General features: G+C 39.8%; 12 protein-coding genes. 2 read left to right on the top strand and 10 right to left on the bottom strand.

The window, feature by feature from the left end; translation table 11 throughout:
• Positions 1–79 precede the first annotated feature (79 nt).
• From glgB to M1G01_RS02425, 8 genes are all read right to left on the bottom strand, one after another.
• Complete coding sequence (gene glgB, locus M1G01_RS02460) at positions 80–1,975, bottom strand: 1,4-alpha-glucan branching protein GlgB (protein WP_001064528.1); 1,896 nt, start codon at positions 1,973–1,975, stop codon at positions 80–82.
• Between the two features lie 271 nt (positions 1,976–2,246).
• Entirely contained in the window at positions 2,247–3,671 is a 1,425-nt protein-coding gene (locus tag M1G01_RS02455; protein WP_247931088.1) for an NADP-dependent glyceraldehyde-3-phosphate dehydrogenase, read from the bottom strand.
• A gap of 196 nt (positions 3,672–3,867) precedes the next feature.
• Positions 3,868–6,153 carry a type I pullulanase gene (gene pulA / locus M1G01_RS02450; RefSeq protein ID WP_247931087.1) on the bottom strand — a complete coding sequence of 762 codons (2,286 nt, stop codon included), beginning with the start codon at positions 6,151–6,153 and terminating at the stop codon, positions 3,868–3,870.
• 151 nt (positions 6,154–6,304) lie between these two features.
• On the bottom strand, positions 6,305–8,263 hold the full coding sequence (gene ligA, locus M1G01_RS02445; protein WP_247931086.1) for an NAD-dependent DNA ligase LigA: 1,959 nt from the start codon (positions 8,261–8,263) through the stop codon (positions 6,305–6,307).
• Between the two features lie 89 nt (positions 8,264–8,352).
• Positions 8,353–9,531, bottom strand: a complete 1,179-nt coding sequence (locus M1G01_RS02440; RefSeq protein ID WP_001079356.1) for an MFS transporter — start codon at positions 9,529–9,531, stop codon at positions 8,353–8,355.
• 80 nt (positions 9,532–9,611) lie between these two features.
• Positions 9,612–10,475, bottom strand: a complete 864-nt coding sequence (locus M1G01_RS02435) for an Rgg family transcriptional regulator (protein WP_049479328.1) — start codon at positions 10,473–10,475, stop codon at positions 9,612–9,614.
• A gap of 2 nt (positions 10,476–10,477) precedes the next feature.
• Complete coding sequence (locus M1G01_RS02430; protein WP_247931085.1) at positions 10,478–12,379, bottom strand: ABC-F family ATP-binding cassette domain-containing protein; 1,902 nt, start codon at positions 12,377–12,379, stop codon at positions 10,478–10,480.
• Between the two features lie 78 nt (positions 12,380–12,457).
• On the bottom strand, positions 12,458–13,612 hold the full coding sequence (locus M1G01_RS02425; protein ID WP_000722096.1) for a DUF5105 domain-containing protein: 1,155 nt from the start codon (positions 13,610–13,612) through the stop codon (positions 12,458–12,460).
• Between the two features lie 413 nt (positions 13,613–14,025).
• Here M1G01_RS02425 and M1G01_RS02420 point away from each other — a divergent pair, with 413 nt between their 5' ends.
• Together M1G01_RS02420 and M1G01_RS02415 are read left to right on the top strand one after the other, a co-directional pair.
• The gene (locus M1G01_RS02420) at positions 14,026–15,744 is read left to right on the top strand and encodes a phospho-sugar mutase (protein WP_247931084.1); all 1,719 of its coding nucleotides are present in this window, start codon (positions 14,026–14,028) and stop codon (positions 15,742–15,744) included.
• Between the two features lie 111 nt (positions 15,745–15,855).
• Positions 15,856–16,203 (top strand): DUF6568 family protein, encoded by a 348-nt coding sequence (locus M1G01_RS02415; protein ID WP_049520342.1) that lies wholly within the window; start codon positions 15,856–15,858, stop codon positions 16,201–16,203.
• Between the two features lie 37 nt (positions 16,204–16,240).
• Here the strand turns inward: M1G01_RS02415 and M1G01_RS02410 are convergent, their stop codons facing one another.
• Entirely contained in the window at positions 16,241–17,014 is a 774-nt protein-coding gene (locus M1G01_RS02410; protein WP_247931083.1) for a potassium channel family protein, read from the bottom strand.
• A gap of 85 nt (positions 17,015–17,099) precedes the next feature.
• Positions 17,100–17,909 (bottom strand): MBL fold metallo-hydrolase, encoded by an 810-nt coding sequence (locus tag M1G01_RS02405; protein ID WP_061852337.1) that lies wholly within the window; start codon positions 17,907–17,909, stop codon positions 17,100–17,102.
• Position 17,910 lies beyond the last annotated feature (1 nt).

Genomic DNA, 17,910 nt, shown 5'->3' with positions numbered 1-17,910 from the left:
GAAATCCATTTCTCTTGTGTTTCAAGTCCAATACAAGTACATCCGTTTTTAAAAACTAAAAAATATCATCAACAGCCCATTATTCTTTTTTCTTAGCTTGTTTCAAACGACGCTTGATCTTCCAGATGCTTGCTCCCATGGCAGGCAAGGTAAAGGTCAAAGTCTGCTCATAATCTTTCCATAAGCCTTCTTGAGTCTGAACTGTTTGATTGTGCTCTTTCCACACACCTCCCCATTCTTCTAATTCTGTATTCCAAACTTCTTCGTAAATACCTGCAACAGGTAAACCAATCGTAAAGTCCTTACGTTCAACTGGTGCCATGTTAAAGACACAGACTAACATTTCGTCCTTCTTGCCCTTACGAATAAAGGAAAGGACACTCTGATCTCTATTATCAGCATCGATAATCTCGATACCATCATAACTAGTATCAATTTCCCACAGACAACGATGCTCTTTATAGAATTGATTCAGTTGTGAAGTAAAATGCTTCATCTTGGCATTCATCGGATCTTCTAGATTAGACCACTCCAACTGCTCCTCGGACTTCCACTCGAGGAATTGTCCGTACTCACTACCCATGAACAAGAGTTTCTTACCTGGATGACAAATTTGATAGGTGTAGAGGTTGCGCAGACCAGCGAACTGATTGTAGCGATCTCCCCACATCTTATGCATCATACTCTTCTTACCATGAACTACTTCATCATGTGAGAAAGGCAGGAGATAGTTTTCATTGAAAACATACATAAAGCTGAAAGTCACAAGATTAAAGTCATACTTGCGATAAATCGGATCTTCCTCGTAGAAACGGAGAATGTCGTTCATCCAGCCCATATTCCATTTATAGTCAAACCCAAGGCCGCCCATTTCTTTCATGCCAGTAATCTTTGTTGCTGATGAACTTTCTTCTGCAATCATCATGATATCTGGATGAGCTAACTTAATCACTGTGTTCAACCGTTGAAGGAAATAATAACCCTCGTAGTTAAGATTTCCGCCGTCCTTATTTGGAGTCCAAGGAGCATTATCATAATCTAGATACAGCATATTGCTCACTGCATCGACCCGAATACCATCTAAGTGGTAAAAATCAATCCAAAATTTAATACTTGAAATCAGGAAAGATTGGACCTCATTTTTCCCGAGGTCAAAATTCAGAGCACCCCAACCATAGTTATGAGCCTTGTTGTGATCTTGGTATTCAAAAGTTGGTGTACCGTCATAATATGCCAAGGCATCATCATTAATAGTGAAATGACCTGGAACCCAGTCGACGATAACACCGATATTATTTATATGACACTCTTCAACGAAATCTTGAAACTCGTCAGGTGTACCATAGGAATGTTCAAAAGCAAAGTAACCCATAAGTTGATAGCCCCAGCTCAATCCAAGTGGGTGAGCCATTAAAGGCATGAACTCAATATGTGTATAGTTCATCTCAACTAAGTATGGAATCAACTCGTCTTTCAGTTGCGAAAAAGTATAGGGACTACCATCTGGATTTCTCTTCCAAGATCCTGCATGGGCTTCATATATATTAACTGGTCTCTCGAAAAATCCCAGACGTTTGCGACGTGCTAACCAAAGGCCATCTTTCCATTTCTTTTCACGGATATTGGTCAAAACAGCTCCTGTACCCGGTCTAGCTTCAAAATAAACTGCCAATGGATCGATCTTCATAATCTGGTGACCATTTGCACGCGTGATATGATATTTATAAATCTGACCATCCTGAGCTTGACTCGTAAAGACTTCCCAAACACCTGCTTCATTACGAACCATGGGAATCTGATTCTCAACCCAATCGGTAAAATCACCAACTAAATGAACTGCTTGTGCATTTGGGGCCCAAACCCTAAAGGTATAGCCTATTTCTCCGTTTTTCTCCTCTCTATGCGCTCCTAAATAATGCTGGAGGTGAAAGTTCTCACCTGTAGTAAAGGTTCTTAATGCTTCTTGATTATTCATTCAATCCCCTTTCTTTTGTAAGCGTTTTCTATAATTCTATTATACACTCTTTTAAGGTAACTTTCAAGTAATTTACGAAGGAAATCATATTTTTTTATGAAAGCCTTCAAAAAATTACCTAGCATTTTAAAAAAGATATCCAGAAAATAGAACACGAAACAATTTCCATATATTTTTTTAGTATAATACCAAAATATTCGTTTTTTATCAATTTATAACTGTATTTTTAGTAAAAAATAAAATCAGGAAGGTAATTTCCTAATTTTATAAATTATTTCATATCAAAAACAATGGATTTGACATTTGTCATCGCTTCGATACTATATTTAATTCCTTGCACTCCTGCACCAGAACCTTTTACACCAAGGAATGGGAAATTATCTGGTCCACGTTGTGTTTTATTATTAATATGAACGGTTCCAACTTCAAGTTTTTCAGCAATTTCAAATGCCTTCTTAAAGTCATTTGTAAAGACTGAAGATTGAAGACCGAATTCTGATTCATTAGCAATTTCTACCGCTTCATTAGCATCTGAAACTCGAATAATTGGAAGAACAGGTCCAAATGGTTCTTCCCAGGCTAATTTCATATCTCTTGTGACATAATCAAAAAGTCCTGGCCAAATGAGATTATTCTCACGTTTGATTAGGCTGAGCGCTTTGGCTCCTTTTTCCTGAGCATCTTCAATCAATCCCCAGATGAAATCAGCTGAAGCATTATCAATAACTGGCGTGATATCTGCATTGTCAAATGGATCACCGACTGTTAGCTTAGCAACTTCAGCTTGGAGCAATTCTGCCAATCTGTCTGCTACGCTTTCCACAACCAAAACACGTTTGATAGCGGTACAACGTTGACCAGAGTAGCTAAAGGCACCACCTACGATTTGTTTAGCTGCATTTTCTAAATCTGCGTCCTCTAAGACAATTGCTGCATCTTTCCCGCCAAGTTCCAGCATAATTGGGCGCATACCAGCTAAACGACCAATACGCTCCCCAATCGGTGTTGAACCTGTAAAGTTAATGAAATTCACTTCCTTGTGTTCGATGATGTAGTCTCCGATTTCAGAACCACGTCCAGTGATGGTGTTAAAGACACCTGCTGGGATTCCTGCTTCGTCAAATGCTTTAGCTAGCAAGAGGCCAGAAATAGATCCTTGTGTTGGGGGTTTGAACATAACGACATTTCCTGCAATCAAAGCCGGAGCAATCTTAGATCCAGAAAGGTTGACTGGATAGTTAAATGGTGCAATAGCTAAAACGACACCAACTGGTTCACGACGGACAACGGCTAGTTTATTTTTACTTGCAGCTTCAAAACCGCCACCTTCCATTGCTTGTCCAGTGATACGGAGACCTTCCTCGGCAGCAAAACGAATCAATTCTGCTGTACGTACTACTTCTCCAATGGCTGCTTTAATCCCTTTTGCAACCTCTTTAGCAAGAATGGTACCAATTTTTTCTTTGTCACGTTCCAAAATGTCTGCTGTCTTATGCAAATAGGCTGCACGCTCAACGGGTGCTAAATCACGCCATGCTGGGAGAGCTGCACGCGCAGCTTTCATCGCCTCATCTACTTCAGCCTGACTCATAGCAGGTACTGTACCCAACTTTTCTTGATTGATGGGAGAATAGATGGCAATTTCATTCTCTGATGATTTCCATTTTCCATTCACTAAATTCTGATAATGTGTCAAATTCTCTTCCTCCTGAAAATGATTAAAACTTATTTTATCAAATTTTCAGAAAATTACAACCCCTTTTTGGAAAATATTGATATTTTTTTCACAAACTTGATTCTTCAAATTATTTGAAATTTATTCCTATTAGATATTGGTTTTTCAATAAAAATAAAAAAGGTCTAGAGTTAACTAAACCTTTTTGTAGTATTTACTATGAAAGTACCTTCAAGACTGCAACGCTGATATCATCAATCACATTAGACTCTTGAGAACGACTGTTGGACACAAGCATTTCAAGATTTCCTGCATTTTCAAAGTAGAAGGAGGTTCCCTTGGCATTAAATACCACCAATAAATGCTCTGCAGCACCGTGAATTTCGTAAACAATCCACCCACTATTTTCAGCAGCTGTATGGACGAAGACATGACGATAAACTTCTTCATATGTAGGATAAGAGAAAGCACGCGTTTGTGTTTTTAGACGAATAATCTGACGGATAAATTCAATGCTCTCTTGTCTCTCATTGATTAAATCCCAGTTGACCTGGTTGACACTATCTGGAGCATTATAACTATTCATGGCGCGTTCTCTATCTGCCGGAGTCAGCTCACCATTTTCTCCAGTAGCAAGGAGTTTGGTGCGGCCAAATTCTTGACCCAACTCTATAAAGGACATCCCTTGCATAAGAACGCTCATCGCTGTTGCTGTCTCAACCTGACGCATAATCTTATCTGAACTGTAATCTGGATGAAGGGTTACTAACAAATCATGCAAGTTGTAATTATCATGAGCTTCCACGTAGTTAAGAACTTGGTTTGGACTAAGATATGAACCCAACTCTCGGCTACCAAGAATAGCTTTGGCTACAATCGGTTCTGTAGCTGCACCGCTAACAAATCCTGCCTTGATTGAGCCGTAAACTTCTCCTCCTTTGATGGCATCACGCTGATCATCGTTGAAGAATCCGATATTTGGCATCTGGTAGGCATTGTCCTTCTTGGCCTTATCATAAGGTGCAAGACCTGTCCCCATATCCCAGCCTTCTCCATAGGTGATAATACGGGGATCAACTTCATCAAGTGCCCAGCGAATCGCCTGCATGGTTTTAACATCGTGAATTCCCATCAAGTCGAAACGGAATCCGTCAATATTGTATTCTTTCACCCAATAAAGGAGTGAGTCAATCATATACTTGCGGTACATTTCGTGTTCGCTTGCGGTTTCATTTCCAACACCTGTACCGTTTTGGAAGGTTCCATCTGGATTCATACGATAGTAATAATCGGGAACAGTTGTTTGGAAAGGTGCATCAACCGTTGAGAAGGTATGGTTGTAAACGACATCCATAATGACACCGATTCCCGCATCATGATATGCCTGAATCATGGTCTTGAGGTCTCGAATAACCTGTCCAGGATCATCTAGATTACTAGAGAAACTTGGTTCTGGCGCATTGTAGTTTTGAGGGTCATAACCCCAGTTATAGGTTACATTCCCGTCCTCGTCATATTCCTTATGGCGATCAAAGATTGGTTGGAGTTGAACATAATTACAGCCGAGTTCTTTGATATAATCAAAGGCTGTTGCTTGACCATACTGGTTAACCGTTCCAGTCTGGGCAGCCCCAAGGAAGGTCCCTCGAAGGTTTTCTGGAACTCCAGATGTCGGCGATTTTGTAAAATCACGAATGTGCATCTCACAGATAACGGCTTTACATGGATTTTCCAAACGCCAAAGGGCGTCTGTCCCATGTTTGACTTTAAATCCTTCTACCTGTCTATCTTGCTGAGATAGGATGACAGAACGTTTCCCATCAGGACTTGTAGCGATAGTGTATGGGTCTCGTATCAAGGTCTGGTGGTGCGGAAACTCAATCTGATACTGATAGGCTTTACCTGCAAGATTTTCATCCAGGTCTACACTCCAAACACCAATGGTATTGTACTTATGACTATATGAATAGCTATTACCACGCTCAAGATTAAAGGTTTTCCAAATCGGCGCGTCGTTACTTGTATTTTCATAAACGACCACTTGAACTGCTGTAGCTGTTGGAGCCCAGAGTTTAAAGCTTGTCTGGTAGTCAGAGATACTATACCCCAACTCTCCTTGGTATCCCCAATGGTGATCAAAACTTTCACTGTGAAAGGCTTTATCAAAAGCAAACGGGTTTCGATCTTTATAGCAAGAACTTGCAATGGCTGGATTTTCAGAATAATAAACCGTCTCATCACCATCCAAAATCCAAACCTCAGTCAACAGTGGATAGTAGTTAAACCGTAGGAGATAATCTTTTGTCTTTCCATCTATTTCTACAGAAAAGTTCAGAGTATCGAGCCTTTCTACACTTGTAACTGTAAAGGAGAATTTTGCACCAAAATAATCATTTTCATAATACAAATTTTCTTTAACATCTGCCTGTTTTCTACTGAATGAACAAGCATCATAATCCCCATTTTTTCGGTGAAAATGGATGACTACTGGGTATCTATACATTTCTTTTCCTAATTCCTAATTTCAATTTTTTTATGTGGTGCTGAAGAATTTAGCGGGAATTTCAGCACAATAGAGAATAGCATTAATAGATATAAAAACACATCAGGAGAGATAGTTCCAGACTATCTAACATCTAGTTTTCAACTATTCTTTACAAACTTTCTAGCCAAGCTTCATCTCGAACTTCGATACCAAGTTCTTGTGCTTTTTGGAGCTTGCTTCCTGCATCTGCTCCTGCTACGACAAGATTCGTTTTCTTAGAAACACTGCCTGTGACTTTGGCACCCAGACTTTCGAGTTTGCTTTTGGCTTCTGAGCGCGTGAGACGTTCCAATTTTCCTGTTAATACAACTGTCAAACCTGACAAGGCCGCATCTGCTACTACTGTCTGTCCCTTGTAGTCCAGATTGACTCCAGCTTCTTTCAACTCATCTAAGAGAATCTTCGATCCTTCTGTAGCAAAGTAAGTCTGAAGGCTTTGGGCAATCACTCCACCCAAGCTCTCGATACTTGCTACTTCCTCTGGGTCTGCTTGGGCTAGATTTTCAATAGAGTGGAAATGTTGGAGCAAGAGTTGGCTAGCCTTGCTTCCGACATGGCGAATTCCCAGACCAAACAAGAGCTTTTCAGCAGAGTTTTCCTTGGACGCTTGAATGGCCTGATACAGTTTAGAAGCAGACTTTTCCTTGACACCTTCTAAAAGGAGGAAATCTTCTTCTTTCAAACGATAAATATCTGCCACATCCTTAACCAGATTAGCAGCAAAAAGCTTTTCGACGATAGATGGACCAAGACCCGTAATATTCATAGCATCTCGAGAGGCAAAGTGAATCAAACCTTCCATGATTTGGGCAGGACAGCGTGGATTGATACAACGAAGAGCCACTTCATCTTCAAAATGAAGCAACTGACTGTCACAGCTCGGACAGTTAGTCGGAATATCTAGTTTTTCTTCAGAAACACGTTTAGACTCTACCACACGCAGAACAGCAGGGATGATATCTCCAGCCTTATAAACGATAACCGTATCATCTTTGCGGATATCCTTTTCAGCAATATAATCTACGTTGTGAAGAGTTGCACGGCTAACAGTTGTGCCAGCAAGCTGAACAGGTGTTAGATTGGCAGTCGGGGTCACAACACCCGTACGACCTACTGTCCAGTCAACTGAAAGGAGTTGAGCTTCTTTTTCCTCAGCAGGAAATTTATAAGCTACTGCCCACTTAGGTGCTTTAACGGTAAAACCGAGTTCTTCTTGACCTGCTAGGTCGTTAACCTTGATGACCACCCCATCGATATCGTAAGGCAGTTTCTCCCGTTCTTGTCCTACTTCTTGGATAAAATCCCATACCTCATCTATACTTTGAGCCAATATTCGTTTAGGATTAACTACAAAACCAAGCTGTTCAAGATGCTCCAAGACCTTTTCTTGACTATCACGAGTTGAAGGGCTGGCTTCTTGATAGAGGAAAGTAGCAAGATTACGCTTGGCCACTACTGCTGTATCCAACTGACGCAAGGTGCCTGCAGCTGCGTTACGAGGATTAGCAAATTCAGGCTCCCCATTTTCTTGGCGGGCTTGGTTGACCTGATCAAAGGAAGCGCGTGGCATGTAACACTCTCCACGAACGGTGATATCTAGTTCTTCGGGCAAGGTCAAAGGAATGTCCTTGACACGCTTGAGGTTTTCGGTGATATTTTCACCAACAGAACCATCCCCACGTGTGGCACCAACAACCAAAATCCCCTTTTCATACGTAAGCGAGATAGACAAACCATCGATTTTCAGCTCACAAATATAGGTCGGTTGGGGTAATTCCTTTCGCACACGCGCATCAAAAGCTTCTAACTCTTCACGTGAAAAAGCATCCTGCAAACTGTATAGAGGATACTGATGACTGTATTTTTCAAAACCATCTAAAACCTTACCACCAACACGATGAGTTGGACTATCCGCTAAAACTTGATCTGGATAGGCGGCTTCCAACTCAACCAACTCTCGGTAGAGACGATCATACTCGCTATCTGAAACCGAGGGATTGTCACTCGTATAGTACTCGGTCGCATAGCGGTTGAGTAAGGCAACTAACTCATTCATTCTTTCATTCATAATCCCATTTTACCACAAAGCAAGCCCTCCTCACAATAGAGAAGGACTGAAAAATGATTCGTAATGAAATATTTTCTAAAAAAGAGAAATTATAACTCTTTTTTAAAATGACTTCGCACATAAACGAGGGATAAACAAGACAGGATGATAACACCGCTTCCAATTATCAGAAAAGAAGAGAGATGGACACTTGGTAGCACCGTCATAAAGCCTTTTGCAATCGGCATAAATAGGATGGCTAAGGTAAAAATGGTGCTTAGTACTCTTCCCAAGTATTCCCCCTCAACCTTGGTTTGAACCTGAGTAAAAAAGTGAATATTAAAAATCGTCATAAACAGTTCACAAACTAAATTTCCAGAAAAGGAGAGAAAAGTTGGCAGTGGTAATCCCATCATAAAAACTCCAACTCCAGTTAAAGCCAATAGAATCAAAAGATTATAAACACTTGCCTTTATTTTACTAGCTAGAAGAGCTCCAATAATCGAACCAATAGCGCCCATAGTTAAAATAGTTGCATAAGCTCCTTCTACCCCGTATAGTCGATTTGAAAAAGGGAGGAGAAATTCAAAAGCTGCAAAAAAGAAATTAACACTGGAAGCTACTACCAAAAGGAAAAAGATCTCTTGCTGGCGCCAAATATAGCGAATCCCTTCTTTCATATCAGCAAAAATATTTTTCCAGCTGAAAGTCTTTTTCTCTTGTTCCTGAGTCTCTTTTTTTGGGAGAAAAGCTACTAAGGTAAATGCGATAAAAAAACTAATGGCATCTAAAACGAGCGTCATATGGAGACTGGCAAATTGTAAAACGAGAAAAGAAAGCACCGGAGAACTGACTCCTACAACCTGTAAAACTAACTCCAAGCGAGAGTTATAGGTCACAATCTCGTCTTTCTCTACAACCTCAGTTATAATGGCTTTGTTAGATGTACGAGAAAATGCAAAGGCAACCGCCTGAACAATATTGGCAAAAATCAAGGCAGCAATCATCAAGCTATCATCTCTGATGAAAGAAATAGCTAAGCAAAGAACGCCACAAATCAAGTCTGTCGTCATCAAAATTTTGCGACGCGAAAATCGGTCTGAAATCACTCCGCCAAAGGGATTGACCAGAATCGATGTGACGAGTTCAGAAATTTGATAAATCCCAAGAACAGTCTGCCCTATCGTTCCCATTGATGCCAACCAAACACTGTTTCCATAATCATAGAGCATATTTCCTATTTTATTAATAGCACCACGACTAATCAACTGGATTGCATGTCGATTCATATAAAAAACCCCTCTCAAATTTTGAAACTATTGTATCAAAACTGAAAGGAGTCTCTTTATTTTTCCCTTATTTGGGAAATTTAAGGATTTACAAATTTTTCATAATGTTCCTGATAGTAAGCCACTTGCTCTGGAAGTCCAAGCACAGCAAAAATATGCATGGCCTCCCGCATCTGACTACAACCCTCTTCTTTCAAGTCTCTCTGGTAGAGGGCGAAACCTTTGAGATAATGGAAGATATTGCGCTCATAAAGCTTGATACCATTTCCAATTAACTTCTCCACATAGCCCTCAAAATAGTCCGCATCCGCAAAGGATCGATTTTCCAAACAATGCTGGTAACAGTTAAGAGCTAAAATCAAAACAAGTTTTCGATGCCGACCAATTTCCTTGTAGTAGTCTTCCCTCTCCATCACTTCTCTGCCAATTCGAGCCACATAGTCCACATTGTAGAAAGTATAGAGATTTCCGAAAAGAATCAACTCATACATAGTCCATTCTTCTGTTTGAAAAAGATAATCTGCTACCTTTTCCAAATCACTCTGCCTCATCGTGTAATAAGCATCTCTTTGACAAATCAGTCCTTGTAGCAGAATCCAATTCAGCTTAAAATAGAGGGGATTGGTCGAACTCTTAGCCTTTTCAAGTTGTTCTCTTTGAAGCTTTTGAAAACCTGCAATATCATTTGAGTAGTAAAGCGGAATAATCTGTGCCATCAAGGCAACATGTTCATGATTTTGAAAATCCCTAGCCTTGTCCATGAAATTTTCAATAGTCACATGAATATTATCCAAAATCTCAAAGAAACGGGAAACTGCTAAATCAGACTCACCAAGCTCAAAGCGAGATAACTGAGAGGTCGAGCAAGAATCGCCCGCTGCTTCCTTTAAAGAGTAGTTCCCACTGGTTCGAAATTCACGAAATACTTTTCCAAGATGTTCCATCTTTACACCTGCTCTGATAATTCTTCCCACTCAAGCATGGCTTCTTCCTGACGATGGCTGATTTTTTCCAGTTCAGCCTGCATCTCCATGAGTTTTTCAGCGTCATTGGTTTCCAACATTTGTTCAGAGATGGCTTGGCTTTTACTTTCTAGTTCTTCGATTTCAGATTCTAAACTTTCGATTTGTCGCATGAGTTTGCGGGCTTCTTTCTGACTTTCTTTCTGGGCCTGGTAGTCATTGACTGTGCTCGGTTCTTTTGCTTGATTGCTATTTGAAGCTTCCTCGGTTTGAATCATTTCTACTTCTGCTTTCTTCTCAACATAGTAGTCGTAATCTCCAAGGTAGAGGGTTGAGCCATTCTCAGACAATTCCAAAACATGAGTTGCCACACGATTGATAAAGTAACGGTCGTGGCTGACAAAGAGCAAAGTCCCATCAAAATCAATCAAGGCATTTTCCAATACTTCCTTACTATCAATATCCAAGTGGTTAGTCGGCTCGTCCAAAATCAAGAAGTTATTGTTTTCCATTGAAAGTTTTGCAAGTAGTAAACGAGCTTTCTCGCCACCTGACAGCATGCCAACTGATTTTTTAACATCATCTCCTGAGAAAAGGAAGGCACCTAGGCGGTTGCGAATTTCAACTTCTGGAGTCAGTTTAAAATCATTCCAAAGTTCATCCAGAACAGTATTACTTGGTGTTAGCTTACTTTGAGTCTGATCATAGTAGCCAACCTCAACATTGGCCCCAAATCTCTTTTCTCCCTTGATAAAAGGAATCTGATCCACGATAGACTTGATAAAGGTTGATTTGCCAATACCATTTGGTCCGACAATCGCAACAGCATTCATCTTACGGAGGTCCAGATTGATTGGCTCTGAGAGTATTTCCTCATCATAGCCAATAGCCGCATTTTCAACAGTCAGGACGACATTCCCCGATGTTTTTTCAGACCGGAAGGTCATATTAGCTGATTTCTTCCCAGATTCAGGCTTGTCCAAACGCTCCATTTTTTCTAGTTGTTTACGACGAGATTGGGCACGCTTGGTCGTTGAAGCTCGGACTAGATTGCGATTGACAAAGTCTTCTAGAGCCGCGATTTCCTTCTGTTGCTTTTCATAGTTTTTTGCCTCAGTAGCTAGCTTTTGCTCCTTTAACTCAACAAAGCGAGAGTAATTCCCCACATAGCGATCCAAAGAATGCTTGGTCAAATCGAGCGTAATTGTTGCAACCTTGTCCAAGAAATAACGGTCGTGACTAACAATGATGAGAGCGCCACTGTAGTTGACTAGGTAATTTTCCAACCAGGCAATGGTTTCAATATCCAAGTGGTTGGTCGGCTCGTCCAAGACCAAGAGATTTGGTTTTTCAAGGAGCATTTTGGCCAGAGCAAGCCGAGTATTTTGACCACCTGAAAGCTCAGCAATTTTCATCTGCCACATAGACTCGTCAAACTTGAAACCATTCAAGATAGCGCGGATATCAGCTTCGTAGGTAAAGCCACCAGCCTGACGGAAATTCTCTGATAAACGATCATAATCCGCCATCAGTTTATCTAGATCTTCACCAGACTTTTCACCCATCTCCAACTCCATCTGACGCAGTTGTTTCTCCGTACGGCGTAGATCATCAAAGACATGGAGCATTTCATCATAAATGGTATTTTCAGACTCAAAACGGCTATCTTGGGCTAGGTAAGACAGAGAAATATCTTTTTTCTTATTGATTTCTCCACTAGTTGGCTCCTCTTCCCCAACCAAAATCTTTAAAAGAGTAGACTTACCTGCACCATTTTTCCCAATAAGAGCAATTCGGTCTCGTTCATCTACTTGCAGGTTGATATGTTCAAAGAGAACCTCACCAGCAAAAGATCGTTCAATTTTATTAGCTTGTAAAATAATCATATCTCTATTTTACTATCTTTTTCTCTTTTGCACAATTGCAATGAAAAAAGTTCGAGTCATAAACCCGAACCTTTTATATTAGTATCCAATGCCTCCACGGAATGTGCGAGCCATATCTTTTAAGTCATAGTTTTTAGAAGAGGTATCGATGGTCCATTTTCCATCTTTCTTGGTCATTTTAATTTCATAACCCTCTTTCTTCATATTATCACTAGTGTCTAGTGGAGTTGAATCAAATTGACTTGGTGCATTTTCTAAAATGTACTTCTCACCAGCTTTCATAGCTTCTGAGTAGTTGCTATATTTACCTTTGTTTTCTTCGTAGAATTTACGACTCAATTCATGAACATTCAAGTTATCCAAGTCGATTGTTTCTGGTCTAACATAAACAACAGCATAATCAGGTAAGTATGTCTTCACCTTGTAATCAACTTTTGCTCTCTTAGCATTTGCTTTGATGTAGGCATCTGCGAATGTTCTAAGTTCTGAATCAGATGGTTTGTAGTTATAGAAGCCTTTTCCGAACGATTCTGTAAATTTCTTGATAAACTCTTCTTTATCAGCTTTCGCATCGTTTGTGAATTCAGCACTATTATCAGAAGATTTTTTATCATCAGCAAGCGCAACAACTTGCGACTTATTATCAGTAGCACTTAGGTTCGTTCCACCACCAGAACTTTCCCCATTGAGGTAAACAGCATCGACATATTTTTTCATTACATCTTTCGCTTCATCAATATGATCTTCGTACTGACTTGGATCCACCTTGATTGCTACATCGTTATTCTTTTTAGAATTTTCTTTGATGTCATCGTAAAAGCTAGGTGCGAAGTGGAGTTCATACTTAGCGTTCTTGTCGACTTCATATACTACATAACCAGCAACGCTCTTTCCTTTAGAAAGACTATCACCATATGACATAAATTTAGTTTTACTGTCGCTTTCGTAGATTTGAATTGGTTGTAATTTTTCATCTTTTTCATTATAAAGCGTAATATCTTGGCTAGTAAAACTAAACTGTTTATCACGATTGTTCTTGATTTCGACTTGAAGCGCAAGGTAGCTTGAAGATGAATCTTCATCTTTAGGCAATACAAACATACCGTCTTTTACTGAAACTTCAAAGTTTGAGTTCGAGGCAGTACCATTGTCGCTTGCTTTTTTTTGAGCTCCACAAGCAACAAGTGCTAAAGCTGATAAAAGCAAAGCAGAATGCTTAAGAATTTTTTTCATAATGGATTCTCCTTTAATGATTTACTATATTTTACCATACGCCCTATAAAATTCAAAACAGAAACCAGATATTTTCAAAATATCTTAAATTTATAGAGTTTTAACTTAAATTTTTCTATCTGTTCATTTGATACATTAAAGGATTCTTTATAAAAAGAATAGAATAGAATACAATATTGACGATTTACTTTATTTAATCATTCCACAAAAATACTATAAACTTTTAATATTTTAAAAAATTAGATAATTGATTTTCATCGCTAACTTAGTATAAGTAAGCACAGTACTCACCATTTAACCACAAAAAAGAAAAAGTAAATTTCCTACATTTTAAGTTATGCTAACGTTTTACTAAAATGTCAAATCGTGATATAATGAAAGCGATTAAAGCAAATAAACAAAGGAGACACTCTATGACTTACCAAGAAAATTATCAAAAATGGGTCGATTTTGCTAACCTTCCAGACTACCTTCGTCAAGATTTAGAAAATATGGACGAAAAAACTAAGGAAGATGCCTTTTATACCAATCTTGAATTTGGTACTGCTGGTATGCGTGGTTTGATCGGTGCTGGTACAAACCGCATCAACATCTACGTTGTTCGTCAAGCCACCGAAGGTTTGGCTCGTTTGATTGAGTCAAAAGGCGGAAATGAAAAAGAACGTGGTGTAGCAATTGCCTACGATAGCCGTCACTTCTCACCTGAGTTTGCCTTTGAATCTGCTGCAGTTCTTGCAAAACATGGTATCAAATCTTACGTATTTGAAAGCCTCCGTCCAACTCCAGAACTGTCATTTGCAGTTCGTTACCTCAACTGTTTCGCAGGTATCATGATTACTGCCAGTCACAACCCTGCTCCATTTAACGGTTACAAGGTTTATGGTGAAGACGGTGGACAAATGCCTCCACATGATGCAGATGCTTTGACAACTTACATTCGTGCAATCGAAAATCCATTCGCTGTGGAAGTTGCTGATGTCGAAGCTGAAAAAGCTTCTGGCTTGATTGAAGTTATCGGCGAAGCTGTTGATGTAGAATACCTTAAAGAAGTTAAAGACGTAAACATCAATCCAACCTTGATTGAAGAATTCGGTAAAGACATGAAGATTGTCTACACACCACTTCATGGTACGGGTGAAATGTTGGCTCGTCGTGCTCTTGCTCAAGCAGGATTTGACTCTGTTCAAGTTGTTGAAGCACAAGCAACTGCTGATCCTGACTTCTCAACTGTAAAATCTCCAAACCCAGAAAGCCAAGCAGCCTTCGCACTTGCTGAAGAACTTGGTCGTCAAGTTGGTGCAGATGTGCTTGTTGCAACTGACCCTGACGCTGACCGTGTTGGTGTTGAAGTTCTTCAAAAAGATGGAAGCTACCTCAACCTTTCAGGTAACCAAATCGGCGCTATCATGGCTAAATACATCTTGGAAGCCCACAAAAATGCTGGAACTCTTCCTGAAAATGCAGCCCTATGTAAATCTATCGTATCAACTGACTTGGTAACGAAGATTGCTGAAAGCTACGGCGCAACTATGTTCAACGTTTTGACAGGTTTCAAATTTATCGCTGAAAAAATCCAAGAATTCGAAGAAAAACACAATCACACTTACATGATGGGATTTGAAGAAAGCTTCGGTTACTTGATCAAACCATTCGTACGTGATAAAGACGCCATCCAAGCCGTTCTTGTCGTTGCTGAGCTTGCTGCCTACTACCGTTCACGTGGTTTGACACTTGCTGACGGTATCGAAGAAATCTACAAAGAATACGGCTACTACGCTGAAAAGACCATCTCTGTTACCCTTTCTGGTGTTGATGGTGCTGAACAAATCAAATCGATTATGGCTAAGTTCCGTAACAATGCTCCAAAAGAATGGAACGCAACAGCTATCACTGTCGTAGAAGACTTCAAGGCTCAAACTGCTACTGCTGCTGACGGTACTGTTACAAACTTGACAACTCCTCCAAGTGATGTTTTGAAATACACTCTTGCGGATGGTTCTTGGATTGCAGTTCGCCCTTCAGGTACAGAACCAAAAATCAAATTCTACATTGCCGTTGTGGGTGAAAGTAATGAAGATTCACAAGCTATGATTGCCAACATCGAAGCAGAAATCAATGCTTTTGTTAAATAAGAAATTATAAAAGATGAGACCAACCAATCTCATCTTTTTTTCGTATCAAATCTAAGCATTTTTAGAAACTTTATGGCATACTAGACTTATCAATGAAAGCGAGGTAATCTCATGGAACAATTTTTAGAAAACATCAAAGACCTTGAAGTCACTACAGTTGCGCGTGCACAAGAAACACTCGATAATAAAGAAACAGCAACCTTCTTTATTGGCCGTAAAACTTGCCCTTACTGCCGTAAATTTGCAGGCACATTGGCAGGTGTCGTAGATGAAACCAAAGCCCACATCTACTTCATCAACAGTGAAGAACCAAGCCAACTCAATAAGTTACAAGAATTCCGTTCACGCTATGGAATTCCAACCGTACCAGGATTTGTTCACATTGCAGATGGCCAAATCAATGTCCGTTGCGACTCTTCCATGTCAGCACAAGAAATCAAGGAATTTGCTGGATTGTAAAAAAACCACTCGTCGAGTGGTTTTTGTATGGTCTAAATTACTTTTTTTCAAGCAAGTCTTGTATCATTCTATGCAGTTCTTCTATCTTCTCAGATTGTTTCTCTAGTAATATTCTTTGAGTTATTAATTCGTCTTGGAGTTTATCAAATTTTATCTGATCATCCGGATTATCCTTTACAAAAAAGTTTGTCAAAGCACTCGTTAACATCCCTATTGTGCCAATACCAACAAGCATTAGTAAAACAGCTAACCACTTCCCAAAAATCGACGCAGGAACAATATCTCCATAACCAACAGTCGTTACAGTCACAAGCGCCCACCAAAGACTATCTGAGAATGATTTTTCTTCAACAACAGATAAAATTGAACTACCTACCAGTACAATAAAGGAATTGAGATATAAAATATAAAGTAAGCCATTTGTTCGTAAGAGTTTTCCAACCTTCTTTTCCAACTTGCCAGTCAATCCAACGACTCTTAAAAGACGAGTTAGTTTCAGTAATTTTGTCAGCCTTGCTAAGCGGAAGATACGCCCTAAGCGAAATACTGTAAAAATAGCATTCAAAGGAAGAATAGCTAGCAAGTCGAAGATATTTTCAAGTACAAATCTCCATTTTTCTTTACTTGAAAAGAAGCGCCAACCATAATCCACCACAAAGATAAACCAAAGTAGCAAGTCAATAATACTGTAGGGTGGACTATCCAAATCAATCATCTCAGCAAATCCAAGCAAAACAAGGACAACGGATATCAATGCAAGTATGATAATCGTTGTGTCATAGTAATCCTTTAATAACCATTTTCTCTTCAAACTGCTACTCCTTTAATTTTTTAATCATTATACCACACTAAATCCCTGATAAAGTACAAAACAAAAGAAGGCACTCGCCTTCTTTTTATATATCTGTCAATGGTGTTGCGGTATCTGGAGAGGTGTCGTAAACTTTAAAGTCTACTCCGACTCCCAAATCCGCTTGGGCTAGCTGGTTGACCATGGTCATGTGAGCCAGCTCCTTGATATTGTTCTCTTTGGACAAGTGACCAAGATAAATTTTCTTGGTTCGATTTCCCATTGCACGAATCATGGCTTCAGCACCGTCTTCGTTAGAGAGGTGACCGAGATCCGACAGGATTCGCTGTTTGAGACGCCAAGCGTAAGATCCTGCTCGCAAAATCTCCACATCGTGGTTGGACTCGATGAGGTAGCCGTCCGCATTCTCGACAATTCCTGCCATACGGTCACTTACATAACCTGTATCGGTCAGCATGACGAAGCTCTTGTCGTCTTTCATAAATCGGTAAAACTGTGGTGCTGCCGCATCATGGCTAACACCAAAACTTTCAATGTCGATATCACCAAAGGTTTTGATTTTGCCCATTTCAAAGATATGCTTTTGCGAAGAATCTACCTTGCCAAGATACTTACTATTCTCCATAGCCTGCCAAGTCTTTTCATTAGCGTAAAGATCCATGCCATATTTACGAGCCAAGACACCGACTCCATGGATATGGTCTGAGTGCTCATGCGTAATCAAAATCGCATCCAGATCTTCTGGTTTGCGATTGATTTCAGCTAGCAGACTTGTAATTTTCTTACCAGACAGGCCTGCATCTACTAGGATTTTCTTTTTTGGGGTTTCCAGATAAAAGGAATTTCCACTGGAACCTGATGCTAAAATACTGTATTTAAAGCCTTTTTCACTCATT

Source organism: Streptococcus oralis, from assembly GCF_023110055.1.
Taxonomy (GTDB): Bacteria; Bacillota; Bacilli; order Lactobacillales; family Streptococcaceae; genus Streptococcus; species Streptococcus oralis_BY.
This window is presented reverse-complemented; position numbering and strand designations above follow the sequence as displayed.